The organism is Paenibacillus melissococcoides (genome assembly GCA_944800085.1).
GTDB classification, from domain to species: domain Bacteria; phylum Bacillota; class Bacilli; order Paenibacillales; family Paenibacillaceae; genus Paenibacillus_B; species Paenibacillus_B melissococcoides.
Map to the genome: position 1 here is coordinate 217763 of CALYLO010000003.1, position 25397 is coordinate 243159.

Below are 25397 nucleotides of genomic sequence, written 5' to 3' on the forward strand. Positions count from 1 at the left end.
TCCTCGTGCGTGAATAGATTATTATGGATATGGAAATCGATGATCCGATCGGGAATCAGGGCTGAAGCTCGTCCAGACGGATCGGCCGGCGATGCCAGGCCGACAGATTGGCGGCTTCCATCAACCGCGTCAGCTCAAGGGCCATATGTATGTTGGCATCGGCGGTCGTCCCTTGCTGGATATGGCTTACCCATTGATGGAAGGCGCTCGGCCGGTTGGCGGGAATGTCGCGTTCCACCCAGCCGCTGCCGTCCTGTTCTTCCAAGCGGCTGCTGCGCACGAGCAGCCGGCTCTCCGGCGTGCCGTACAGCAGCGTTCCGTCGGTGCCCTGCAGCTCGATCGTGAACGGCGAGTAGCTGTTCACGAAGCCCGCTTCCACGAGCCCGAGGGCGCCGTTATCATACTGGAGGACGGCGACGGCATTATCTTCGACGTCCTTCCCGGTGACATAGCCGTAATGGGCGCTGACCCGATCCGGCTCGCCCAGGAACAGCCGCGTCAAGTACATCGGATGGCAGCCCAGATCAATCAGCGCTCCGCCCTGACATTGCTCGGCATTGAAAAAATGCTCCGGCAGCCAGCCGGCAAGCGCTCCGTTATGGGACAGGCGGACTCGAACGAGCGTCAGCTTCCCGAGCAGCCCCTCCGCCAGCACCTGTTGAATCGCTTCGGTATAGCCGTCATTCAGCCGCGGGAGCGAGACGGTCAGGACGATACCGGCCTTCTTCGCCGCGTCCACGACTTCATTCGCTTCATGGAGCGTCGCCGCCACGACCTTTTCCGTGAAAATATGCTTGCCGGCCGCAGCCGCCTTCACCATCACCTCGCGGTGCATATTGGTCGGCGCGTCCACGATCACGGCGTCGATGCCGTCCTGCTTCAGCAGTTCATCCAGCGATTCGTAGAACGGGACGCCGCGCGCCTCCGCTTCCTTCCGGCCCCGTTCGGGAATCTCGTCCCATACGGCCGCGATCTCCGTATCCGGATGCTCCTCCGCCTGATGGGCATAATCGTTGGCATGCACGTGCCAGAAGCTGACCATCGCTACTCTAATCATCGTCACCATTCCTTCCCTGTCGTAAGGATAAGAGCAATCTAGAACTACACCCTTACCTTATCAAATATTGGACAAGGCCGCCAATGCCGAATTCGATCGGCGGCAGGATAAGGCGGACCGGGATTGCCAGCTTCGGACCAGGGCTGCCCGCATAGAAAAAGCCGATGCCCGCCCGTGAAACCGGCGTGCATTGGCCTTCGTTGGTCCGTTCCTATGTTCCCGGCTTTGGCTGCGGACCTGGAGCCGGAGCCGGCTGGCGCTGGAGCCGATCCAGCGCGAGGAATTCGTATCCCTGTTGCCTGGCCGCATCGATGATCGAGCCAAGCGCCTCCGCATTGTCCTTCGAGATCGCGTGCAGCAGAATGACCGCTCCCGGGTGAAGCTGGCTCGTTACTTTGTCATAGGCGTAGCGCGCCCCCTTCTGGGCATTCACATCCCAGTCCTTGTAAGCAAGCGACCAGAAGACATTCGTGTAGCCCATGTCGCGGGTCACCTTCAGCGTCCGGTCGCTGAAAATGCCGCGCGGAGGCCGCAAGTATGCCATTTCCTTTTGGCCGGTAACACGGGTAACTTCCGATTTTACTTTATCCAGTTCCTCCTGGATTTGTTCGTTGGACACCGTCGTCATATCCGGGTGGCTCCAGGAATGGTTCCCGATGATATGCCCTTCATTGACCATGCGCTTCAGCAGCTCCGGCTGGCTCTTTACATAGTGTCCGGTTACGAAAAAAACGGCCGGCACTTTCTTTTCCTTCAGCGTATCGAGGATAAGTGGGGTATACCCGTTCTCATAGCCGTTGTCGAAGGTAAGATACAGCACTTTTTGGCTCGTATCCCCAAGGAAGATGGCGCCGTGCTTATCGACGATATCCTTGAATCCTTCCTCGTTAATGGACGGCAGTTGGCCGTTCACGCTTCTCTTGAATCCAAAATGAAAGGCAGGCCCGTCTGCGGCAGCCGGCCAGGGATGAATCTGAACCAGCAGAGCGAGGGCGAGCCCGATACGGATGAGTCGCTTCATGTTTCCTACAGCTCCTTGTCATGTCATAACCATTTCTTGATGACGGTCATATACAGAAAATTATCCCTCATTCTGCAAATATTATCCGAGTCCGGCACCCCGCGGCCTGTCTCGGCGAATGGCCGGAATACAAGCACCGGTCCGTGTTCATGCGTCAGAAGGGGAGTGCAATCAGAATGAATAGTTTTTAATGCCTATAATTGGAACTATGTAAATAATCTTAAAGTATTGATCAAATATTCCGATATAGTAAAAAAGGATTGTTGTCTCCTTATATTTGTGGGTATTTTTAACTACTTTTCGGCCGTGCTTTCCATAAAATCCTTGGCTCGGCCAGGTTGAAAACTGAAGGAGGATTTCTATATGCTGTTTAGCCGTACCGTTCGTTTGCCTTCATTTATGCTGGTAGGGGAATATTGCGAGTCGCCGGAAGAGATGCGGCGGGCATGCCGGACCTTGCCCTTTCTGCCCGGTTCCGGTCTGCTTCCGCCGGAAGCGCACAGGTACAGCATCGGCCTTGGGATGAACGGCCTCTATTTTGCAGGCCTTCCCTATGCGCAATCGTTATTTCACCCGGAACAAGCGAAGCAGCTCACATTCCATTCGTTCCAGGGAGGTATTTATCGGGTCTCTCCGTTAGAAGCGGATGCTGCGGATACGGAGGGAAAGCCGATGGAGGGGCTGGCCCTGCCGGAAGCTGTCCTCCCGAACGGCCGCCATGTCGTCTATGAGTTCCGGCGCACCGGCAATACGTATGCCGAATCGAGGCTGTACATACCGGTAGGACGCTTGTCTGCGGAAGCGGGCCCATCGATCCGCTTCAGAAGCCGATGCCTGAGCAGGCCGGCAGTGGCCTGACATGAGGCGTTCCTATCTCCGAATGGACGAATCCCCTGACGGTTCAAGCCGCCAGGGGATTTTTCATAACCTTGTTCTTTTCCTATGGATAACATATCCCCGGTCAGAGCTTGTCTGGCCGGAGACTTGTTGTCATGCCTCGAATCTACGCCTGATCCGGATCGCCCTTCGCCTTCGGCTGCTTGGAGAACACGTTGACCTCCAGCAGATCCAGCAGGAACATGAAGATCGGAATGCCGAGAATCAGCCCCCATACGCCCATGAAATGCTCGGACACGATAAGGATGGCAAAAGTATAGAATATCGGCAGATGCACCTTCGAGGACATCAGCTTCGGATTCAAAATATACGTTTCAATGGCATGGATGACAATAATCATGATGATGACCATAACCACCTTGCTCAGCCCGCCGACGCTGAAGGCGATCGCGCAGAGCGGAATCAGCGAGATAATCACGCCCATAACCGGGATCAGGCCGAGCAGGAAGATCATAATCGCCAGTCCGAACAATTGCGGGAAGCCCATCATCCAGAGGGCCAGCGTGGACAAAATGCTATTGACGATCGCGATCAGGAATTGCGCTTCAATCACTTTGCCGAAGGAGTAGAGGAACTTTCTGCCGAAGTACTCCAATTCGTTGTAGAACGGGCCGACCTTGCTTTCTCTGAATTTATTGGTGAACTCATGCACCCGCTTCTTGTCCAGATTGAAGAACAAGCTCAACACAAGCGCGATAATCAGATGGGTTCCCCATTGGCTGATGTCCGTAATCGACTTGACGAGGAAGCCGAAGCCCTGATTCAGGTAGCTGGCCAAATCAATCTTCTGCAGCGACTCCATAATGTAGTCCATGATTCCATTGTCGTAGACATCCGCTTCATTGTAGAACCGGATAATAATTTGAACCAGCTGGTTGATCTGGGTGATGACCTTGGGCAAAAAGTTATAGGTTCCCGCCCCCAAAATGGATAACAGCGCCGCATAGAGAAGAAGAACGGTGACGCGGAAATCGATGTTGACATATTTCCGGAGCCGCGAATAAAGAAAGGTATGAAGCCTGTCGATCAGGAAGGTTAAAATAAAGGTGAGCAAAATAAGATTCAGAATGCTTCTCACCGAAAATAGCAGGACGATAAGAAAGAGAAGAGTCACAATCCTTCTTACGCCCGGTCCTTTGAAAAAATCTTTCCACATCTGCATCCAATGTATGGCTCCTTTAATGTATGCTATGAAACTGTCTGCTCTACGACTATCCTATTCAAGGATATGATACCTCATACTTCAAAGCAAGCTTCTTGAGAGGAGTAGCTCCCCAGAGAGCCTGATTTCTTCGCGAGAAGACGGAAGGAAGGAATAGAACCGCTTCATTAATGGATAAGATGGGGAGAAGTGGATGTAGCGGATGATGCTCCGTTCTCTCTGGAGTAAAAAAGCAGGCCATTCTTCATCCTTCGCTTCTCGTCTGCCTTGCGCGGCGGCTGTGGAATGGCATTCAAGGATGAATTCGTTCTATAATGGAAGAAGCAATATCTGCAACGGGCTGTGCCAGCCGCAAAGGCGGCTTGGGCGCAGCGGACAGGAAGGGGCGGAAGCCATGGAAGCGAAGCGAACCGCCGCCGAAGAGGCGGTGAAGTTCATCCGGGAGGGGATGACCGTTGGACTCGGCACCGGCAGCACGGCCTATTGGGCGATTCGGGCCATCGGCGCCCGGGTGGCGGAAGGGCTGCGCATCCAAGCGGTCGCTACCTCGGAGGCGACGGAGCGGTTGGCGCGGGAATGCGGCATTCCGCTGCTGGACAAGCTGACCGAGCTTGACATAACGATTGACGGAGCGGACGAGGTCGATGGCCGGTTGAATGCGATCAAGGGAGGAGGCGGCGCGCTGCTGCGCGAGAAGCTGGTCGCGGCCGCCAGCCGCGAGCTGATTCTCATCGTGGACGACAGCAAGTGCGTCGATGGGCTCGGCGGCTTCCCGCTTCCGGTCGAGGTCGTCCCGTTCGGAGCGGAGCTGACGATGCGCCAGATCGGCCGGCTCGGCTGCCGTCCCGTTCTTCGCGAGAGGGAGGGGCGCCCGTTCGTGACGGACAACGGCAACTACATCGCGGACTGCGCATTCGGGCGCATCGAACACCCGGAGGAGCTGCAGCATCGGTTGAAGCGGATTACCGGCGTCGTGGATCACGGGCTGTTCATCGGCATGGCGGACAAGCTGATCATCGGGCACGGCAGCGGCGGAGTCAGCGTGCGGGAGCGCGAAGAAAACGATACGACAAAGGGGAGAAAGATATGAACGTAACGATTGTGCGGGCAGATATGAAGAAGGATGAGGAAGGATCCTACCTGGGGCATGTGGCGTTCCATCCGGAAGGGTTCCAATCCGCCTATGAGGTGACCTTGTTCAGCAAGAAGGGCAAGGAATGGGATTACAGTCTGAGCTTCGCCGGCGATTCCGGCAGCGAGGAAGAAATTTTGGCGTTGGACGACAGGCTCGAGGAAGATGACGACTTGTTCGAAGAGCTGCTGGAAGCCGCATGGCGGACGCTGCCGGAAGAAGCGTAGCGCCTCCGTCCCTTCGCTAAATGAGCGCAGGGTCCCTTGGCATCCGCATGCACGGAAGCCCGGGAAGGCCCTCAGTCCCGGGTACGGTACTGCTGAGGGGAGAGGCCCGTCCATTTTTTGAACAAGCGGGAAAAATAACAGGCATCCTCATACCGGAGCAAGGCGGCAATTTGTTTGACCGGGGCATCGTTCCCGCGCAGCAGCCGCTTTGCTTCTTCCATTTTCAGCCGGTGTACCCAGTCATGCAGGGTGTAGCCGGTATATTTTTTGACTTTGCGGCGAAGCGTGGGCAGGGACATCTTCGCCATGCCAGCCAGCCGTTCATCCTCAATCGGCTCGTATACCGCATCGTCGAGCAGCGCCAGCAGCTCGGCCTGCGATTGTTCCTTCCCGTGAGCCGGCCGCCGTTCCAACCGGCTTCCACGATCGAATACGAGCAATTCGAACAGCAGTCCGGCCCGATCCAGCAAATAATCCGAACCGGCCTCCAGCAGCGCGCGGAGCGGCATAACAAATCCGCGCCTCCTTGACCATATAATCCAGGAAGTTGATCATCCGTGTCATTTCACCTCGGCTCAGACCTGCCTATAATTTTTTGTATCCGCTTACAAGAGGAGGCGAACAACCTGTGATTGAACCCGGAAGGGGGTGCCTTGTACTGTCGTACGATATTGACGCAAGGGGTGATTCTCATGTCTGTGAACGCGAACTCCGCTTCCCGTCGCCAAGGTCCGGCCTCCCGAAGCAAATGGAGCCGTAGAGATACAACCGGATATTTATTTGCCGCGCCGCTGCTTATCGGCGTGCTTGCCTTCTCGTTGTCTCCGATTCTGGCTGCGCTTTATATGAGCTTCCAGCATACGAACGGAATCGAGGGCCGCTTCAATGGAGTGCACAATTACCGGATCGTACTGACCGATCCGGTGTTCTGGCAGTCGCTCTACAACACGCTGTTCATGGGAGTGCTGTCCGTCGTCCTTGGCATAGCCTCCTCCTTCGTGCTGGCCAGCTTAATCAACAGCCTGCCGTGGACGGGCGGCAAAAACTTTTTCAAAAGCGTCTTCTTCCTTCCCAATGTCGTGTCTGCGGTAGCGACGAGCATTCTGTTCTCTTTCCTCTTCTATCCGGGAGAAGAGGGGCTGCTTAATTTTGGGCTCGCCCAGTTCGGATGGGGACCGGTCGGCTGGTTCACCGACCCGACCTTTTCCCGGTTCAGCATCGTCTTGATGAGCATGTGGGGCGCTCTCGGATACAACACGATTATTTTCCTCGCCGCCTTGCAGAGCGTGCCGCGCGACTTGTACGAGGCGGCGGAAGTCGTGGAGCGAACGGCTTGCGCAAATGGCTCTATATCACGATCCCGTACCTTCGTCCCGTCTTCGTGTTCATGGTCGTGATGGGGACGATAGGCGGCATGAAGCGCTTCACCGATGTATGGCTCATCGGCGGCACGGCGGGCAACCCGGACGGCACGCTGCTGACCTCTGTTCTCTATATTTACCGCACGTCCTTCATCGGGCACCAGATGGGGCTGGCGACGGCCGCCTCGTACTTGCTGTTTCTCGTCATCCTTATTTTGACGGTGCTGATTTTCCGCACGAACCGCCGGCATGACGTCGACTACTAGAGGAAGTTCAAAACTTCCGCTATTGATCACGAAGACGAACAAGAAAGTATCTCCGCATCGAATCTTGCGTTCACCTTCGAAGAGCGCTTGCTTCCGAAGTGGGGGTGTCCCAAAAGCAGTATTTCACTACAGTGAGACAGCCCCCCTGATACTCAAAGCTCAACTCGCTGAAAACTGCAAAACGGCAGCCTTCCTTTATGACGTGTACTCCGTTACAGGGAATCCTGTAAAACGGCATCAATTTCTGACTATCCAATCGATAAAAGACAAAATCGATGAACATCATGTAATTTTGCAGGAATTTCATCAAATCGCGGCTGAAAGAGCAGAAATTGATGCATCCACGCAGCATTTCACTGCATCATCCATCTTCCACCAGTTTGCGCCGCCGTTTTTCCCGTATCCACATTCTCTGTTGACTCGTCATCTCCATCATTTTGCCATGACTATGAGACACTCCCGTTGTTTATATTACCATTTCTCCGATACGAGCTTCGCTTGGGTGAACAAGAGCAAATAATCGCGTCCGCCCGCCTTGGAGTCGGTGCCCGACATGTTGAAGCCGCCGAACGGGTGCACTCCGACGAGCGCGCCGGTGCATTTGCGGTTGAAGTACAGATTGCCGCAGTGCATATGGCGGCGGGCATACTCCAGATGCTCGCGGTTCCGGCTGAACACCGATCCGGTCAGCCCGTATTCCGTGTTGTTGAAAATATCGATCGCCTGCTTGAAATTCTCCGCCTTGCAGACGGCAAGCACCGGGCCGAATATTTCCTCGAGCATGATGCGCGCTTCCGGCATGACATCCGCGAATACGGTCGGCTGCAAGTAATAGCCGTCGCCTTCGGCGATATCTCCTCCGGCCACGAGGCGCCCTTCCGACGCGCCGATCGCCATATACTCGCGAATTTTGTTGTATGCGCTCTCATCGATTACCGGTCCGATCGGATAGTTTTCTTCCGGGAGGCCAACCGTGAGCTGCTTCGTCTTCTCGATGATATGGCCGAGCACTTCCTCATAGATGTCCTGATGAATGATGGCGCGGGAGCCGGCGGAGCATTTCTGCCCCTGGAAGCCGAAGGCGGACGCGACTATCGCCTCTGCCGCCTCGGCCGGATCGGCGCTGCTGTCCACGACGATGCCGTCCTTGCCGCCCATCTCGGCGATAAGACGCTTAATCCAGATCTGCCCCTTCGCCGGACGCGCGATCCGTTCGTTGATCCGGAGTCCGACATCGCGGGAGCCCGTGAACGACACGAAGCGGGTGCGCGGATGATCGATGAGCAGGTCGCCAATCTCGCTGCCCGAGCCGGACACGAAGTTCAGCACGCCGGCCGGCAGTCCGGCCTCATCCATCAGCTCGACGAATCGCGCGGCGATGACCGGCGAAGTCGAGGCCGGCTTGAGTACGACCGTGTTCCCGGAGACGAGGGCGGCGCAGGTCATGCCGGCCATGATGGCGAACGGGAAGTTCCACGGCGGGATGACGACGCCGACGCCGAGCGGGATATACGTCAGCCGGTTGTCTTCGCCCGGCAGCGGAGTCAGCGGCTGCGGTCCCGCGAGCCGGATCATTTCCCGGCCATAGAATTCAAGGAAGTCGATCGCCTCGGCGACATCGGCATCCGCTTCGGTCCAGTTCTTCCCGACTTCATAGACGAGCCAGGCCGAGAACTCGAACTTGCGCCGGCGGATGATGGCCGCAGCTTTGAACAGGTAGCCCGCCCGGACTTCGGGATCGACATGCTGCCAATCCCGGAATGCGGCATCCGCAGCGGCAATCGCTTCATGGGCCAAGTTGGCATCGGCCTGGGCGGCATACCCGACGACCTGCTTCACTTCCCCGGGATTAATGGAAGCGGAGCGTCTGTCGGTCATGATCTCCTGACCGTTGATCTTGAGCGGGTAGGTGCGCCCCAATTGGGCACGGACGCGCTCCAGCGCTGACAGCATCGCTTGGCGGTTATGCTCCTGCTTGAAATCGGTAAACGGCTCATTGCGGTATTCCACCATCGTCATAATAACGCCTCCTATATATAAATATGAAGTGATATAACTCCTACGACTTGAAAAGAGATTTCAGCACAAATCCGACATTTGCCGGCCGTTCCGCCAGGCGGCGCATGAAGTAGCCATACCAATCATTGCCGAACGGAACATAAATCCGCATCGTATAGCCTTCCTTGGCCAGATCGCGCTGCGCCTGGGTGCGAATGCCGTAGAGCATCTGGAATTCGAACTGGCTGCGCGGGATATTGTGCTTGATTACGAATTGCTTGACATGCTGGATGATTTTATCGTCATGGGTGGCGATGGCGGCATAGTCGCCATTTCTGAGGTGTTGTTCGATGATGCGAATGAAGTTGCGGTCAACGTCTTCCTTATTCGGATAAGCGACTTCGGGAGATTCCTTGTAGGCGCCCTTCACGAGCCGCAGATTCGGCCGGAACCGGTGCAGGTTGTCGATATCGTCGGCGCTCTTGTACAGATAAGCTTGAATGACGAGGCCGACCGTGTCGCCGTATTCCTCGCGCAGCTCGCAGAAAATATCGATGGAGGCTTCGTTATGCGCGTAATCCTCCATGTCGATGCGGACGAAATTGCCGCATGCGGCGGCGGTGTCCAGGATGGCCCGCATGTTGCGCATGCACAGCTCTCGGGACAGATCCAGTCCGAGCTGGGTCATCTTGAGCGAGAGATTCGAGCGGACGCCGCTCTTCTCTATCTCCTGCAGCGTGCGAATGCAGAATTGGGTGGATTCCAGGGCCTCTTCCTCCGTAAGAATGAATTCGCCCAGATGATCCAAGGTCGCCACGATGCCGGCTTCATTCAGTTCCCGGACCGCCGCGATGGCATCCGCAATCTGCTCGCCGGCGACGAAGCGGCGGGCGCCGAAGCGCAGGCCGTACTTCTTCGCGGTGCGGTTGGCCATGCGATTCTTCGACAGAAATAATAGACCATTTCTCAGTAAGCTTTCCATCCGCGATTCTTCCCTTCTTCTGACGAAAAAGTGTTCAAAAAATAGACACATATTCTATTTATGATTAAATATAATCACAAATTATTGGAAATGTAAACACATTCTTTTGAATCGAATGGAAATTAGGCCGAACGGAAGCTTGGGAATGAATGCTTTTTCATTGCATTCTGATTGAGGTTTTGCCATAATCTAATAAAATTGATTGCTTGGAGATGAACGATGAGTCGGTCAGAAATCATGGAAGCCGTGCTGGGCGTTCTGCTCGGCGCGATGAGCGATGCCGTTACCGTCATTGACAGCGAGGGAACGGTACTGTACTGGAATCGGGTCGCGGAAGAGACCTATGGGATCAACGGCGCCGATATAATCGGTCATAAAATAGGAGATTTTTTTCAGAGAGAATCGATTATGCTCTTTCAGGTAATGGAAAGCGGCCGCGCGGTCCATCAGGTGTATCATGAGCCGCGGCCGGGCATGCACGTCATGATTAACGCGGCCCCGATCACGGATGAGGCGGGGCAGCCGCTCGGCGCCTTGTCCATCGAACGGGATGTGTCGTCCTATGTGAAATTAAGCGCGGAGATGTATCATCATCCGGCAGGCCAGCCGCTGCTGCCTGCGGTCTTCCCCTCCGCCATGCTGCAGCGGCTCCAGACGGCATTCTCCCTCGGGCAGCCGCTGCTGCTCGCAGGCGAGGCGGGAGTCGGCCGCACATCGATGGCCGAATGGCTGCATCGGAGCGCCGGACGCTCCGGACGGTTCGTGATGGTCAGCTGCAGCACCGTTCCGGAAGGGATGCTGGAGGCCGAATTGTTCGGCTATCAGGGAGGAGAAGAGCGGCCAGGGAAGGTGGAACTGGCGGCCGACGGCACGCTCTATCTGAGAGATATCGACGCGCTTCCTCCGTCGATGCAGGAGAAGCTGGCGGCCATGCTGCGCCTGTCCCGCTTCGAGCGGCTGGGCGGCACGGCATCCGTCCCGCTGCAGTGCCGAATCTGCGGCTCCATCGGGTCCGAAGCCGCCGTGGAGGGATCGGACCGCCTGCTGCCTTCCTTGCGGTACGCCTTCCAGCTCTACACGGTTCCGCCGCTGCGCGATCGGAAGCAGGATCTGCCGGAGCTGTGCCGGGTCTTCCTGCAGCAGGCGGCCGCCAAGGCAGGCATCACCGCCCCGGAACTCGCGCCTGACGCGCTGACGGCCGTATTGGCCTGCGATTGGCCGGGCAATCTGTCGCAGCTCAGGAACGCGATGGAATACGCCGCGGCGGCCGCGGCCGGATCCGGCGCCGTGACATCCGCCCAGTTGCCGGACTATGCCCGCTTGACCACCTTGAATGAATTAACCGAGCCGGATCTTCCCCTGAGTGTCCACTCCGGGGAGTGGGAGCGGGCCCGCATCGCCGAGACGCTCGAACGAACGAACGGGAACAAGGCCAAGGCGGCCCGGATGCTGCGGATATCCCGCGGCGCGCTCTACTATAAAATGAAGCAGTACGGATTGGACTAGACAAGGCTGAACTGCTGGTCCAATTCCTATCATGAGCGAAAGGAAGGAAAGGAATGAACGCGAATCCTCGCGCCGGTTCTCCCGGCGAGCCGCCCCGCCCGCTGCAGCCGCTGGCGCCTTCGTATGAAGGGCTGTCAGGCTGGTTGATCATTGTCCAGATCGGGCTGTGGCTATCTTTAGTTATGATTCTTCACCTGCTGTTCTCGGAACTTTTTCCGATCTACCAATCGAATACTTGGAGCCTGCTTACGACGCCCGATTCGGAATACTATCACTCCATGTGGTCGGTGCTTATTATTTTCGAGACAGTAGCCAACCTGCTGACGCTGATGCTCCTGGTTATGGTCTTCCTTCTGTTCTACCGGAAAAAGAAGCTGCTGCCGACGATGATTATCGTGTTGTACATATGGAACATTTTATCGTCCTTTGCGGACTATTATTTGGGCAGCCTGATTCCGGCAGTTCAGGATGCCGATGGCGCGGGCACCCTCACCCAATTGGTGCGCAGCTCCGTCGTCGGCGTCATCTGGATTATGTATTTCATCCGATCGAAGCGCGTCAAGGCGACCTTCGTCCATTAGCACGGCGCGGCCAAGGGGGGACTGACAATGTCTAACCTGTTGATTGAGCCTCTCCAAATCGAAGCGCTAACCTTCAACCAGCCGTTCTGCGCAGGCGTCATCCTCGAACGGGAAGGTCGCGTCGTCATGACGCTCAATGCGGACATGGATGCCGGCGACGGCCAGGCCGCTAACTCGGATCGCGTCCTGCGCATCGGCGGCATCGGAGGAGGGCAGGAGCCGGGCGAGACGATGCCCGCCTGCGCGCTGCGGGAGGCGAGGGAGGAGCTCGCAGCCGAACGGGTACGGTTGAAGTCCTCGCCCGTAACGTATTTTCATGATATGGACACCGGAGACATCCGAACGATTACGGTGCGCGACGAACTGGCGCCGTTCCTGCTTCAGCGAGCCGCCAATCCGGCGCCGGACCAGCCTTATAAGCCGGGTCTGCCTGTCGGCCCCTACATCTATTACGGCATATATGCGGCCGAAGCGGATGAATCGGAGCCGCTCGCTCCTGGAGACGATGTCGCGGCGCTGCTGTCCATTCCGATCGGGGGCTGGGATGTGATAGAGCAGGGGGTGACCTTGTCCGAAGCGCTGGCGCACGGCTGCGCCGTAACGGAAGCGGTCCCGCTGCCTCGGGATACCCGGCTGCATGTGCCCGAGTCCGAATCGATGCGCATGATCATGCGGCTGTATCCCCAATTCAAGGAAGCCTCCGGCATCGAGCTCCGGCCGCTCGCGCTGACGGACGGCAGCGATATTTATGAGATGCTGCAGAAGATGGGGCCCGGGGAGAACGGGTTCTCCAACAGCGGATACGGCCTCCGCCCGACACGGTTCCGCTCCTACTTGAAATCCTATATACAGATGTCGCAGGGGCGCCGGCTTCCCGCGCATCTCGTTCCCCAGAACGTGTACTGGCTGTATGTCCAAGGCTGGCCGGTCGGCATCGGCAAGCTGCGGCATGCGCTGACCGATGCGCTGCGGGAGCGGGGCGGGCATATCGGCTACGCGATTCGCCCTGAAGCGCGCCAGCGCGGGTACGGCACGATCATGCTGCGACTGCTGCTGGCCGAGGCGAGACGGATTGGCTTGCGGGAAGTGCTTCTTACCTGCGATGAAGACAATACGGCTTCCAGACGCGTAATCGAGAAGAACGGCGGCCGGTTGGCCGGGTCTGCGGACGGCATCTGCAAATACTGGATTGTCCTCTGAGCATATTAGATCGTGAGTGCCGCAAGGACGGGATTTTCTGCCGTCATCTGGGTAAAAGTGGAAAAATTGGTCGCTCATAGCCGCCGAGCTCCGGTTATAATATGGAGTAAAGGCAATCCAATATGAATGAGTTTGAGTTCATGATATCGTTGCAAAAAAAGGGATGATCGTATGTGGAGTTATGTGGCGGCGGGATGCGTCCTGCTTATCGTAATCGTGAGTGCGAATCTGCTGGGAAGCCATGTGTTCCGGCGCATGACGCTGGGCAGGCGCTCTCTTCCCGATGAATCGTTCGCCACGGTAGAAGGGATGGGATTGATGTCGCGGGACGAATTCGAAGCGCTGCCGAAGGAAGAAGCCTCCATTATATCGAAGGACGGTTTCCGGCTGCGAGGATATTATATCGAACCGCACCCCGAAGGCCGGAAGGTTGTCATTATCGTGCACGGATATACGGCGAATCACGGCTATTCGTCCCAATTCATCCGTCTGTTCGCAGACGAGGGCTTCAACGTGCTGCTCATCGATCAGCGCAGCCATGGACGGAGTGAAGGACGTTACGCCACCTACGGCTATTTTGAACGGGAAGATCTTGACGCCTGGATCGAATGGGTCCGGCGCCGCGTGGGCGAGGACGCCTATATCGGCTTGCACGGGCAATCGATGGGCGGGGGCACCGTGCTGATGCATGCCGGGATGGACCCGGACATCCGCTTCATCATTGCCGACTGTCCGTACTCGGACCTGGAGAAGCTGATCCGGTACCAACTGAAGGATTTGAACCGGGTGCCGCTGTTTCCCTTCATGGGCATGCTCGATCGGAGGCTGCGGCGCCGGGCGGCCTTCTCCATGCGCGACGTCAAGCCTGTAGACCGGATTCGGGAGCAGGAAATTCCGCTGCTGCTCATCCATGGCGGCAAGGATGATTTCGTGCCCACCTCGATGAGCGTCGAATTGTATCACGCGAAGACGAAGGGCATCCGACGGCTGCATATTGTCGATGATGCCGTGCATGCGGCGGCCTATCCCACCGATCCGGAGGGGTACCGGGAGGCTGTGCGCCAATTCCTCGCCGAGGTGCGGGAGCAAGAGCGCCGGGGACGGCTGCCGGAGAGCGCGGCCGCGGTGGAAGGCTGAGATTCCCGGCCGCATGGCTCCGTCTGGCAGCGAAGCGACCATTCAGACCGTTCCACGATCTCCCGCGGATACAGCGGATGAACGGTCACAGCGGCCTGCTGATTACGGCCCGGTCGTCACCTCAACGGGGCCCTGTTCCCGAACGGCCATATGCGGCTTCGAGCGCATTGGCTTGCTGCACGCTGTTGCCCTGCCGCTTGCCGCTCAGCTCAATCGGAGCGGAAGCTTCCCTTCTCATCTCTTCTCTATCCCGATCATCGCCTTGTCCCGCATTGCCGCTGTCCGCCGCATTCGGTGCGCCTTTTCGAACGACAGCAGGGCGTTAGTTGACGCCAGGGGATGAAATATGCGATGCTTCTTGTCAAGAAACGATATATTGTCCGTCGTGCAGGTCGTGCAGGTTGGGCGGCTGCTCCTTATCCGGCCATTATGGATTTATGCGAGGCGCAGCCGCCGTTATTTTTAATTAGAGGAGGACTGCATATGCCCAACAGAGCGATTCCCGAAGAATTGGAACAATGGTGCGAGCAGGTGAAGGCGGATACGGAAGCGGCTTATTTGTCGTATGGTGCGGATGAGCCTTGGAAGCAATCGGGAATGTCAGGACCGGAACAGCGCTGGAAGGCGCTGCGCAAGCCGGTGGCCGATGCCGTCGAGCATTCCGGATCCTTCCTGGATATCGGGTGCGCCAACGGTTATTTGCTGGAATCTGTCATCGAATGGACGAAGGAGCGGGGCATTGCCGTTGATCCGTACGGACTCGATATTTCCGAGAAGCTGATTGAGCTGGCGAAGGAACGTCTGCCGGCCTACGCGGATCATTTCTTTGTCGGCAACGCCTTCGCCTGGATACCGGAGCGGCGCTTCGATTATGTGGCGACAATGCTCGATATTGTGCCGGAGAAGTACGAAGAAGAGTATATTCATTTTCTGCTGGAGAACCATGTGGCCCCGCAAGGCAAGCTGCTTTTGCTGAAGACCGGAGCTTACGAAGAGCCGGAAGTGTGGCTCCATAAGCGTCTGGGCCGCTACGGCATCATTCATGGCCGGATACTGAACGGCTATGATCCGTTCAACAACCGCCAGACCAGCGTTGCTGTCATTCACCGGGACGAACGGTAAGGGCCGAGGAGCACGGGACGCGGGGGCCAGCCGCCCCCAAGGGGAGGAGCGCGGTCGTGCTCTCTCGGGAAATACAGCCATTGAAGGAGATTGAACGACCATGGCATCCATGCAGGATAGACTGGAAATGCAAATCGAATTCATCAAAGAAGTGGATAAATTGAAATCGGTCTTACGGCAATCGTATTTGCTGGATCGGAGCCGGCATGAGAATGACGCCGAGCACACTTGGCATCTGACAGTGATGGCGTTATTGCTCCACGAGTACGCCAACGAGCGGAACCTGAACCTGCTGCGCGTGCTCAAGATGCTCATCATTCACGATATCGTGGAGATTGACGCGGGCGACACGTTTGCCTATGATGCGCAAGGACAGGAAGACAAATTCGCCCGGGAGTCGAAGGCCGCGAAAAGGCTGTTCGGCATGCTGCCGGAGGAGCAAAAGGATGAGATGATGCAGCTCTGGATGGAATTCGAGCAGCGCCAGACGCCGGAGGCGCAGTATGCGGCCGCGTTGGACCGGCTGCAGCCGCTGATTCATAACTATACGACCGAAGGGAAATCGTGGCGGGAGCATGGGGTCACCAGCGAACGGGTGCTGGCCCGCATCGCCGGAATCAAGGAGGGCTCGCAGCAATTGGGCAGATTCGCCGAAAAGCTGGTCCAGCAGGCGGTCGAGCGTGGCTATCTGGCCAAATAAGCGGTCCTTCGGCTTCATCATATGAATATGGGGGATGCATGAATGGGCAACATGGTCATCGGCATCGATGGAGGAGGAACGACGACGCGGGTCATGACGGCTTCCTTGGACGGCACGGTCATCGCCTACGCCGAGAATGGCTGCTGCAATCCGAACAAGGATGTGCTGGCGAAGCAGCATGTCAGAGATGCGCTGCAGGAGGCGGCGGCGCGTTCCGGCGGCGCCCCGATTGCCGCACTCTGCGCCGGCCTGTCCGGACTCGAATCGGAACAGGATATGGCATGGGCCGAGGAGTTCACGGATGCGTTCGGCGCTGCAACCGCGTCAATCGTGCGTCGGCATGTCAATGACGGGATGGTGGCGCATGCGGGCGCCTTTCTTGGAGAGCCGGGGATTATGGCTGTGTCCGGAACGGGTTCCGTCGTGTTTGGGGTGAATGAGGCGGGCAGCATCGTGCGCAATCAGGATTTTCACCACTATGCGACGGCCGCCCGCTTTTTAGCCTATGAAGCCGTATATAAAATCATTGCCGGGTACGCGGTTGAGGCGGATCAAGTCTGGGCAGGCGAGATCCTGCGCTACTGGGGAGCGGCAAGCGTCGCTGAGCTGAGCGAGATCGGAGCCGTCGGGTTCGTTCGCGACGAGCATGAACGAATGCGGCGCTTCGGCGAGATGGCGCCCTATGTTACGAGGGCGGCCGGGGCAGGGGTCCCGCTGGCCCGGCTCGTCTGCGACGAGGCTGCCTCCGCACTCGAAGAGGGGATACGCATTGTCGGCTCGCGCTTCAGCGAGGCGACCCTATCCGTTGCGTTCGTCGGCAGCGTCATTCGCGATCCGTACATCCGCCGCATCGTCACCGAGCGGCTGCAGCAGGCGGCTGCGCCCGATCGCAAGCGCTTCCGGGTCATCGAGCCGGCGCTGTCCCCCTTGGCCGGAAGCGGACAAGCTGCCTGTCGAGGAATGGGAGCGGATTCCCTTCTTCCTCCGATATCGAAGCATCTACTCGTATCTGTATCATCGGACGAGCAAGCGCCGGAGGAATGGAGCGATCAGGAGCAGGCGATTTTGGCCCGCATGCGGGAGGATATCCTGAGCGGAGCCGCCCATGTATAAGGCGTTTGCCTGGCCTGGCTTCTGCAGTGAAGCCGGAGCGGCATACATATCGGATTGAAAGCAGAGCAGAGGGGGAGCGGAAATGAGTGAGCGGCACGGGGACTGGATGGATGAGATTTTCTCGAATTATGCGAAATCCGGCGGCATGAACGAACTTCCCGGCAAGGGCAAGCCGCTGGATGTGGCTAGCGGGGATGCGCTTCACAGCGTCATGAAGGAGGCTCATGTGCTCCCTTCCTGGCTGGAGCTTCAAAAAAAGATTCGCAATCAGCTTGAGCAGATGCTTCGTCAGATGGAGGAGCTTGGAAGCGAGCCTCAAGATCAGGCGATCGAGGAGCTGAACCGGAGCATCCGGACTTACAACTCAATGGTTCCGAATGCGCTGCTGCCAAAAGGAACAATTACGAAAGAAAACATACGGGCGCAGCGGACGAAATGGGAATAATTGGATGTTGGGGCTTCCGCCAGCCGGGAGCTTTTTTTAATCGGTTCGGGGGGGGCTGCGATTCCTTATGCCCAATCTCCCATGCAGTCAGGAAAAAGAATATGCGCAGAAAATTCCTTTTGTCCAAAATCCCATCTTGTCAGGAAGAGTAAGAAGGGGAACTCCTTTTGTTCGAAATCCCAACTCGTCAGGAAGAGTAAGAAGGGAACACTCCTTTGCGCAATATCCCATCTTGCCAGGAAGAGTATGAAGGTAAGCTCCTTTTGCCCAGTCTCCCGTCCAGTCAGTAAGCAAGGTTGCAGTTTATTTGTGTTGTATGATGGACCCGATTCAAGGACAAGGAACGGTTCAGACTCACGAGCGATCGAGGAAGGAATCGGGTGGTGGAATTAGTAATTTCTTAAATAGGGCTAGCTAATATAGTGAGAGGCATTCTGAACGAAGGGGAGAGTGAAGCAGAAGGACTACTGCTAAACCTGACTGATTGGGATAGTGGAGATAAGTAGAGACGGACTGATTAGTTGGGATAGCGAATATAAGAAGGTATGGAATGAGTTATCGGGAGAATGGTAAAAAGAGGTGTTCCGACTAGTCTATTGGGAGGGCGATGGAAGGAAGCTCCGGAATGGGCAATTGTGATGAACCAAAACAAGGACCTGACTTAGTGGGATAAGGAATGGAAGCAGACTTGGGCAGGAACCGGATCTGAAATCTGAACAGGCCAGTCTCCCGGCTACTCAGCTCCCGGCCCCCAGCCCGTTCGGGCGGGAACCGGGAAATAGCGAATGCCAGATCCGAGGATGGCTTTGACATTGTTTTTGGAGTTCTGTCACGAATTCCGTTCTTATGGCTCATTGCAACCGGGCAATTCCAATATATACTAAGTACGGATATGGTATAATCATGTATACTAGTCTGTCGTAGAAGCAGTCCTGTCCGCCCCCGGCAATCGGCGCCGCATAGCCTTGCATTGACCGCTATCCGCCGCGGGTGTAGAGTAAAATGAGACAGGCGGAGCCGGAGCGGCTCTGATCCGAAGGAGGGCGCTTGCGATGATGCTTACCGTATCGTCAGGAAGACAGGGCCAGGAGTGGTTCGACATTGATGTGTCGGAGGATTGCACGGGCCTGCAATTGAAAGCTATTCTCGGATTGAAATTGTTCGGCGAGCCGCCGCGCAATGATGTGCAATATATACTCGAGGCGAAGCAACCGGAAGGGTTGTGGTTCGTCGTACAGGAACAACAGCGGCTTGCGGAGGCCGGGCTGCGCGAAGGGGCGCATATCCGCATCCAACGGGCTTACTCCACGACAACCGACTCGCTTCCTGCATATGGCAGACGAATGCTGTTTCAACCAGAGAAGGACAGGGTAGCGAATAAGTAGCGATTCAGACGAGGAGTTGTTCGCCGTGAACGTACTGTACCAGAGATCACCTAGAATCAAGCCGACGCTGCGCAAGGATAGGCTTGAGATTTTGCGCCCGCCGGCGGAACCGACCCGTCCTACATTTTCGATTATTACGATTATCATTCCGATTATTATGACGTTGGTCAGTGTCGGTTTTTACATATATATGTCGATGTCAGGCAAGATGGGCAACAGCAATTATATGATGTTCCAGATGTTGACCATTTTTATGATGCTTACGTCGTATACTCTTCCTTTTTTTATGTATTTGAACAATAAGAAGGTGTACGAGCGCCGCAAGGTGGAGCGCGATCGGATGTACCGCGCCCAATTGGATAAGCATCGGGAAGAACTGCAGGAGAAGACAAGGGAGCAATTGGAGGCGATGCAGGCGATCCATGGCGATCCCGAAGTATGCTATCAGATCGTCAAGAACCGGAGCAGCAATCTGTGGGAGCGCGGCCCGGCGGATGACGATTTCATGCATGTGCGAATCGGCACCGGCGCGGTGCCATTCTATATGGAGATTGAAGTGCCTCGCGCGGATGGCTATGAGCGCGATCCGTTGATCGACGCTGCCCGCGAAGTCGCCGAAGAGTTCGAGCGGGTGGAGCAGGCGCCTATCGCGCTCCCCTTGTATCCGGCCAAGGTCATCGGCATCGTCGGAGGACGGGAAGCGGTAATGAATGCAATTCGCGTCATCACGGCCCAGTTGTCTACCCGGCATTCGCCGGATGAAGTGAAGCTGGCCGCCTTCTATGACGAGCGCGAAGCCGAGGAATGGAGCTGGCTTCGCTGGCTGCCCCATACGTGGGATGACGAGCGGACGCAGCGGTATTTGGCGGATCGCCGCAGCGGAGCGCATCAGCTGGCGGACCAGCTGTTCAGCCTGCTGAACCGGAGGAAAAGCTTCCGCACGTCCGGTCAGAAGAAGCAGCATCTTCCTTGTTATGTCGTTCTGCTGTCCGACACGCAGCTGGTGGAAGAGGAGCCGCTGTATCCCCTTCTTCTCGAGGATGCGGGCCGAATCGACGCCTGCACGATTGTGCTCTCGGAGAGCAAGGAGCGCCTGCCGATGCAGTGCCAGCTTATCGTGGAAGTGAGCGAATCCGAAGGAACCTATACGCATAAGACGGAAGAAGAAGGCATCGTTCGGCATGCCTTTTCCGCCGATCTTATGTCGCTGGAAGGGACGGACACGCTGGCCCGCTATATGGCGCCCATTCGCCTGAAGCGATCGGCCGCGTCCGACATCCCTACCGTGCTGCCGCTGTTCGAGATGCTGGGCGTGAAGGAGATCGGCCAACTGGACGCAGCTTCCCGCTGGCGGAAAAACCGCTATCCCGATACGCTGCCCGTTCCGGTCGGCGTGCGCGCGGGAAGCAAGAAGATCATGCTTAATCTGCATGACAAGATCGAGCGCAAGGGACATGGGCCGCACGGCCTCATCGCGGGCACGACCGGTTCGGGGAAGAGCGAGGTCATTCAGTCGCTCATCGCTTCGCTTGCCGCCGAGTTCCATCCGCATGAGCTTGCGTTCATGCTGATTGACTACAAGGGCGGCGGCATGTCGAACACGTTCGTCGATCTGCCGCATGTCGTAGGGACGATAACGAATCTGGACGACAGCTTGATCGAACGGGCCAAGGTGTCGCTCCGGGCGGAGCTGATCCGCCGGCAGCGCATCTTGAACGATGCCGGGAATTTGCAGCATATCGACGAGTATTACCGATCGGACCGGCGTGCGGAGCATCCGCTTCCGCATCTGGTCATCATTATCGATGAATTCGCCCAGTTGAAAAAGGATCAGCCGGAGTTCATGGATGAGCTGATCAGCATCGCCACGATCGGCCGGACGCTCGGCGTCCACCTCATCCTGGCAACGCAGAAGCCGGCGGGCGTCGTGGACGAGAAAATTTGGAGCAATACCCGCTTCCGCATCTGCCTCCGGGTTCAGAGCGAAGGGGACAGCCGGGATATGCTCAAAATACCGAATGCCGCCTGGATAACCAATCCCGGGCGAGGCTATTTCCAGGTTGGCAGCGATGAAGTGTTCGAAGAGATGCAGTTCGCTTGGAGCGGCGCGCCTTATCTAGTGAAGCGCAAGGACGAGGACGCCTCGCCTGTCCAGATATATGAGGTCCGGCTGAACGGCAAGCGGGAACCGCTGCTGACCGGAGAGGAACTCTCCTCCGCGCTGATGGAGAAGGAACCGCCGAAGCAGCTTCAAGTATTCATCGACCATGTGGCCAAGACGGCCCGCCGCGAGGGGATTGAGCAGCTTCCGGGCCCTTGGCTGCCCCCGCTGCCGGAGCATCTGGAATTGGATGAAGTTCTGGCGCTGCGACGGGAAGAACCAGCAGAACCGTGGCAGACGGAGCATCCGGAGACCGGGCTGCGGGCTGTGGTCGGCTTGGTCGACGATCTGATGCAGCAGCGGCAGGAGCCGCTCCATATAAGCATGGAGCAGGGACATCTCGCTGTATACGGCATGCCGGGCACAGGGAAGACGACCTTCGTTCAGTCGCTGCTGATGTCGCTGGCGAAGCAATTCACGCCGGATCGGTGGCATGGCTATGTCGTGGACATGGGGCGGATGATGAAGGACGCCGCCCAGCTGCCTCAAGTCGGTTCGGTCATGCTGGCGGAGGAGGAAGACCGCATCAAGCGGCTGTTCCGCTACCTCTCGCAGCAGCTGGCCGAACGCAAAGAAATGATATCGGAAGCGGGCGTCAAGACGATTGCCTCCTACCGGAGAGCGGCTCGCGAACAGGTGCCGCATATCGTCGTCGTCATCGACGGGTATTTGAACTTCCGGACGACCTATCCGGAGGAGAACGAGCTGTTGGAATACTTGCTGCGCGAAGGCGGAAGCCTCGCCATCACGTTCGTCATTACGGCGAACCGCGTAACCGATATTTTCGAGAAGGTGCGCAGCAATATTCCGCAGGCGGTGTCGTTCGAGCTTGCCGATCCGAGCGACTACTATTTTGCGGTCGGACGGCCGACGAAGGCGCCGGCGCAGCTTCCGCCGGGGCGCGGGCTGGTGAAGGGAGCCGTCCCGCCGCTTGAATTCCAGACGGCGCTGCCGTCCAGCGGACCGGACGAGACCGAGCGGATCCTGCGGCTTCGCGCCGAGATGAAGTCGATCAAGGAGGCGTGGAGCGGCGAGGAAGCGCCGCCGATTCGGCCGCTGCCGGAGATTGTCCGGCTGCCGGAGCTGCTTCAGGAGCCCGAGAGACGGGCGCCGGAAGGCAGCGAAGGCTTGTACCGGGTGCCGGTCGGCCTCCGTTCGGACGATCTGGAACCGTTCCTTATCGATTTGAAGGAAGGCCCTCATTTCGTGGTAGCCAGCCCGATGGAGAGCGGCAAGACATCGTTCCTGTCGAGCTGGGTGCTGTCGCTGGCTTATCATGTCTCGCCGGAGCGGCTTCATATCTATGCGGTCGATACCCGGTTCGGCGGGGAAGGAATCAGCCGGTTGTCCAGTCTTCCCCATGTCAAAGGAGTCGCTGCGCGGGAAGAAGAGATTCCATTCCTCGTGCAGATGATATATGATCAAGTACAGAACCGGACGAAGGAAGCGCATGAACCGGCCCTCTTGCTTGTGATGGACGATGCCGATGATTTATGCAAACAGTTGACTGATTTTTCTGTAAAGGATCAGCTGTCTGCCATCGTGCGGCAGGGCCGGGATCGGAATGTTCATGTCGTGCTGGCGGGAGTTCCGTCGGAATTCCCGACCTTCGGCGTCGATTGGTTCAACGATGTGAAGGCGTCCCAATCGGGATTCCTGTTCGGAACGATCGACGCGAACGACCTGTCCTTCCTGCGCCTGCCGATATCCGAATCGAACAGCGGGAGCTCCGGAACGAAGATGCTGCCGCCGGGACAAGGATATTTTATGCGACGCAAATTTACCAAATTGAAAGCCGCTTTTCCATATACCGAGTCGTGGACTCCAAATGAATGGTCAGAACGAATTCGCGAACAATGGAATGTACCGGTCTGATGGGGGGTGCATGAATTGATGACGACAGATGATGTTGAAAAAAAAGAGAAAAAGATGAGAGATAGCATTACGCTGGATGCGAAAGAGTTGTACTTTCTGACCGGTATTATCGGTTCTGACCGTTTATTGGGCATCGAAGATCCGTTTCGCGGATATTTGACGGACGAGATCGCGGAAGAATGGGACCGGGCCAAGTCAGCTCTGCTGAAAAAGGGATATTTGATGGAAGAGCCGAACGGGGTGGAGCTGTCCATGCCCCCGCATGTGTTTTCCAGCGTAGCCGTTACCGGGTTGGCCAAGCGGTCGTGCTGGGTCAGGTACTCCCATGCGGGCGAAGCGTTCGAAGGGTACCTCCACATGACGGACGATATGGTCATCCAGCGCGTGCGGTGCAATGAAGATCCGGATAGGTATACGCTCTATGAGATCGGATCGGTGGAAGAGGCCTGCCATGAGCTTATCGAGAGGATGGGCTGGGCAGACCAGCCGGAGACGGATATGACCTCGGTGATTTTGTCCAAAAGGCATTTTCACAAGCTGTATGAGCAGGCACCCCAGTTGACGGTCGAGCAAATGACCTGCCAATTGATGACGTTCGACGGAGAGGAAGAAGGGGCGCTCGCCCTGGCCCGCTCCATGAAAAATAAAGTGGCGGAAGGAGAGTTCCTCTTCCTGGTCTGGAATGAGCAGGATTGGGACGTCCAGGGGCTGGCGTTCATCATTGGCGCTTCATGCAACTGGCTGATCCGCAAAAGCTCTAAAGGTGACGAAGATTGGTTGACGGCCACGCCGACGACAAAGGAGCAATTTGCCCGAATGTTCGTGCAGTGGGACCGGCAGCTCGCAAAAGATGAGGGAAGGTGACAACGATGCGTATTCTCGTATATCCGGATGCGCTCCGTGATTTGGGCCGTCAGCTTCAAATTGCGGCGGAACAAATGCAATCTATACAATCGTCTCTGAGTCAGGCGCTGCACACGTTGACGTGGGAGTCTTCGATCAAGACCTCCGTCATGGAAGAATGGCAGCAGGCGTCGCGTCTGTCTTCCCAGATTCACTTGCTGCTGTTCGAGCTGGGCAAGCATATCAGTACGAAAGCGGAGCAATTCCAGACGGCGGATCAGCAGACGAACAGCATATTGCCGCCAGGGGCTAAAATCGGATCGGCGACGGCCATATTCAGCGGCATCATGATGGGAGGGACGTCTCTCATCCTTCCCGGGGTTGCGCCAGGGCTTGGCACGATCTCGAATCCGAATTCGGCCGTTCGCGCGATGAACGGAGGAGGAACCGCCATCGGGTTAAGCTGGAAGCCGACGGAAGCCCAATTATACGGTTTCGCCAAGGGCGCCTATGACATGGTGGGCATGCACCGCGACAAATTCAACGTGAATGTGCGGGGAGACGGCTATGTCACCATTAGCGGAGCCCGCTCCGATTATGCGCTGTCCGAAGGGATTCGCGGCACACGGTATACCGCTTCGAACGCGTCCAATCATCACAACGTATGGAAGTTCGTCGACCCGGGCATCGCGATGAAGGAAGCCTTCTCGCTCAAGGGATGGAGCGCGAAGCTCGGCTATGCCGGCCTCGCCTACGACACAGGCACCTCCGTCATGACGGATTACGAAGCAGGAGGAGCCAGCCGGGCGGTGGCCAGCGGCGTCGTGAACGGTTCGCTCGGCCTGGGCACGATGGCGGCCAGCGCGGCCGTGGGCGCTTATGTCGGCTCCGTCGTCCCGGTGGGAGGGACCATCGTCGGGGCAGGCGTCGGATTGGCCGCGGGCGCGGTCATTTCCATGGCCTCGGAAGTTACGATTAACGGCAAGTCATTGAAAACCTACGCGGTGAACGCGGCAGACAGCGCGGTGAACAACGTATCCGACTCGGTGTCAGGAGGGGCGAAGTCGCTCTCAACAAAAGCGCAATCTGCCTCGGACACGGTAGCTGACGGAGTGAAGGCGGTCAAGAGCGGAACGACAAAGACAGCGAAGCGCATCGCCGATTCCGTCTCGGACACGTTCGGGGGGCTCGGAAAATGGTTCCCGGGCACCGGCACTTAACAGGTC

At 57.2% G+C, this 25397-nt stretch carries 24 protein-coding genes; 18 read left to right on the top strand and 6 right to left on the bottom strand.

Translation table 11 applies throughout. The annotated features are described in order from the left end of the window. Positions 1-55 precede the first annotated feature (55 nt). Both OCY70_RS12655 and pdaA read right to left on the bottom strand, forming a co-directional pair. Complete coding sequence (locus OCY70_RS12655) at positions 56-1057, bottom strand: Gfo/Idh/MocA family protein (RefSeq protein ID WP_213427008.1); 1002 nt, start codon at positions 1055-1057, stop codon at positions 56-58. A gap of 211 nt (positions 1058-1268) precedes the next feature. Further along, positions 1269-2078 (bottom strand): delta-lactam-biosynthetic de-N-acetylase, encoded by an 810-nt coding sequence (gene pdaA, locus OCY70_RS12660; protein WP_213427007.1) that lies wholly within the window; start codon positions 2076-2078, stop codon positions 1269-1271. Positions 2079-2441: 363 nt separating this feature from the next. Here pdaA and OCY70_RS12665 point away from each other — a divergent pair, with 363 nt between their 5' ends. Then, a complete protein-coding gene (locus OCY70_RS12665; RefSeq protein ID WP_213427006.1) occupies positions 2442-2936 on the top strand; it encodes a hypothetical protein in 495 nt (164 codons plus the stop codon). 145 nt (positions 2937-3081) lie between these two features. Here OCY70_RS12665 and OCY70_RS12670 read toward each other — a convergent pair whose 3' ends face one another. Further along, entirely contained in the window at positions 3082-4137 is a 1056-nt protein-coding gene (locus OCY70_RS12670) for an AI-2E family transporter (RefSeq protein WP_213427005.1), read from the bottom strand. A gap of 394 nt (positions 4138-4531) precedes the next feature. Here OCY70_RS12670 and rpiA point away from each other — a divergent pair, with 394 nt between their 5' ends. Both rpiA and OCY70_RS12680 read left to right on the top strand, forming a co-directional pair. Further along, a complete protein-coding gene (gene rpiA / locus OCY70_RS12675; protein WP_213427026.1) occupies positions 4532-5227 on the top strand; it encodes a ribose-5-phosphate isomerase RpiA in 696 nt (231 codons plus the stop codon). Further along, the gene (locus OCY70_RS12680; RefSeq protein ID WP_213427004.1) at positions 5224-5496 is read left to right on the top strand and encodes a hypothetical protein; all 273 of its coding nucleotides are present in this window, start codon (positions 5224-5226) and stop codon (positions 5494-5496) included. Before rpiA ends, OCY70_RS12680 begins: the two co-directional genes overlap by 4 nt. 71 nt (positions 5497-5567) lie before the next feature. On the opposite strand, the gene OCY70_RS12685 is transcribed toward OCY70_RS12680, so the two are convergent. After that, the gene (locus tag OCY70_RS12685; protein WP_213427003.1) at positions 5568-6005 is read right to left on the bottom strand and encodes a helix-turn-helix transcriptional regulator; all 438 of its coding nucleotides are present in this window, start codon (positions 6003-6005) and stop codon (positions 5568-5570) included. Between the two features lie 183 nt (positions 6006-6188). Here OCY70_RS12685 and OCY70_RS12690 point away from each other — a divergent pair, with 183 nt between their 5' ends. Next, entirely contained in the window at positions 6189-6893 is a 705-nt protein-coding gene (locus tag OCY70_RS12690; protein WP_249724675.1) for a carbohydrate ABC transporter permease, read from the top strand. Beyond that, entirely contained in the window at positions 6830-7123 is a 294-nt protein-coding gene (locus OCY70_RS12695; RefSeq protein WP_249724673.1) for a carbohydrate ABC transporter permease, read from the top strand. Before OCY70_RS12690 ends, OCY70_RS12695 begins: the two co-directional genes overlap by 64 nt. Positions 7124-7594: 471 nt before the next feature. On the opposite strand, the gene pruA is transcribed toward OCY70_RS12695, so the two are convergent. Continuing rightward, positions 7595-9142, bottom strand: a complete 1548-nt coding sequence (pruA, locus tag OCY70_RS12700) for an L-glutamate gamma-semialdehyde dehydrogenase (protein ID WP_213427002.1) — start codon at positions 9140-9142, stop codon at positions 7595-7597. Positions 9143-9182: 40 nt separating this feature from the next. Continuing rightward, on the bottom strand, positions 9183-10103 hold the full coding sequence (locus OCY70_RS12705; protein ID WP_213427001.1) for a proline dehydrogenase family protein: 921 nt from the start codon (positions 10101-10103) through the stop codon (positions 9183-9185). A gap of 219 nt (positions 10104-10322) precedes the next feature. Here OCY70_RS12705 and OCY70_RS12710 point away from each other — a divergent pair, with 219 nt between their 5' ends. The 13 genes from OCY70_RS12710 (at position 10323) to OCY70_RS12770 (ending at position 25391) form a co-directional block, all read left to right on the top strand. Further along, the gene (locus OCY70_RS12710; protein ID WP_249724670.1) at positions 10323-11609 is read left to right on the top strand and encodes a sigma 54-interacting transcriptional regulator; all 1287 of its coding nucleotides are present in this window, start codon (positions 10323-10325) and stop codon (positions 11607-11609) included. Positions 11610-11662: 53 nt separating this feature from the next. Next, entirely contained in the window at positions 11663-12190 is a 528-nt protein-coding gene (locus tag OCY70_RS12715; RefSeq protein WP_213427000.1) for a DUF2569 domain-containing protein, read from the top strand. A gap of 27 nt (positions 12191-12217) precedes the next feature. Then, positions 12218-13390: a GNAT family N-acetyltransferase gene (locus OCY70_RS12720; protein ID WP_213426999.1), complete on the top strand. Its 1173-nt coding sequence runs from the start codon at positions 12218-12220 to the stop codon at positions 13388-13390. A gap of 171 nt (positions 13391-13561) precedes the next feature. Beyond that, entirely contained in the window at positions 13562-14527 is a 966-nt protein-coding gene (locus OCY70_RS12725) for an alpha/beta hydrolase (protein WP_213426998.1), read from the top strand. 13 nt (positions 14528-14540) lie between these two features. After that, positions 14541-14870: a hypothetical protein gene (locus OCY70_RS12730; protein ID WP_213426997.1), complete on the top strand. Its 330-nt coding sequence runs from the start codon at positions 14541-14543 to the stop codon at positions 14868-14870. Positions 14871-15010: 140 nt separating this feature from the next. Then, a complete protein-coding gene (locus tag OCY70_RS12735) occupies positions 15011-15649 on the top strand; it encodes a class I SAM-dependent methyltransferase (protein ID WP_213426996.1) in 639 nt (212 codons plus the stop codon). 100 nt (positions 15650-15749) lie between these two features. After that, positions 15750-16349 carry an HD domain-containing protein gene (locus OCY70_RS12740; protein WP_213426995.1) on the top strand — a complete coding sequence of 200 codons (600 nt, stop codon included), beginning with the start codon at positions 15750-15752 and terminating at the stop codon, positions 16347-16349. 42 nt (positions 16350-16391) lie between these two features. Beyond that, a complete protein-coding gene (locus OCY70_RS12745) occupies positions 16392-17462 on the top strand; it encodes a BadF/BadG/BcrA/BcrD ATPase family protein (protein ID WP_249724668.1) in 1071 nt (356 codons plus the stop codon). Between the two features lie 82 nt (positions 17463-17544). Next, positions 17545-17907, top strand: a complete 363-nt coding sequence (locus OCY70_RS12750; RefSeq protein WP_213426994.1) for a DnaJ family domain-containing protein — start codon at positions 17545-17547, stop codon at positions 17905-17907. Positions 17908-18959: 1052 nt separating this feature from the next. Next, entirely contained in the window at positions 18960-19292 is a 333-nt protein-coding gene (locus tag OCY70_RS12755) for a hypothetical protein (RefSeq protein WP_143801063.1), read from the top strand. Positions 19293-19317: 25 nt separating this feature from the next. Next, positions 19318-23328, top strand: coding sequence for a type VII secretion protein EssC (essC, locus tag OCY70_RS12760; RefSeq protein WP_213426993.1), 4011 nt, complete (start codon positions 19318-19320; stop codon positions 23326-23328). Positions 23329-23346: 18 nt separating this feature from the next. Next, positions 23347-24192, top strand: a complete 846-nt coding sequence (locus tag OCY70_RS12765; protein WP_213426992.1) for a hypothetical protein — start codon at positions 23347-23349, stop codon at positions 24190-24192. Between the two features lie 5 nt (positions 24193-24197). Beyond that, positions 24198-25391 (top strand): WXG100 family type VII secretion target, encoded by a 1194-nt coding sequence (locus OCY70_RS12770; RefSeq protein ID WP_213426991.1) that lies wholly within the window; start codon positions 24198-24200, stop codon positions 25389-25391. Positions 25392-25397 lie beyond the last annotated feature (6 nt).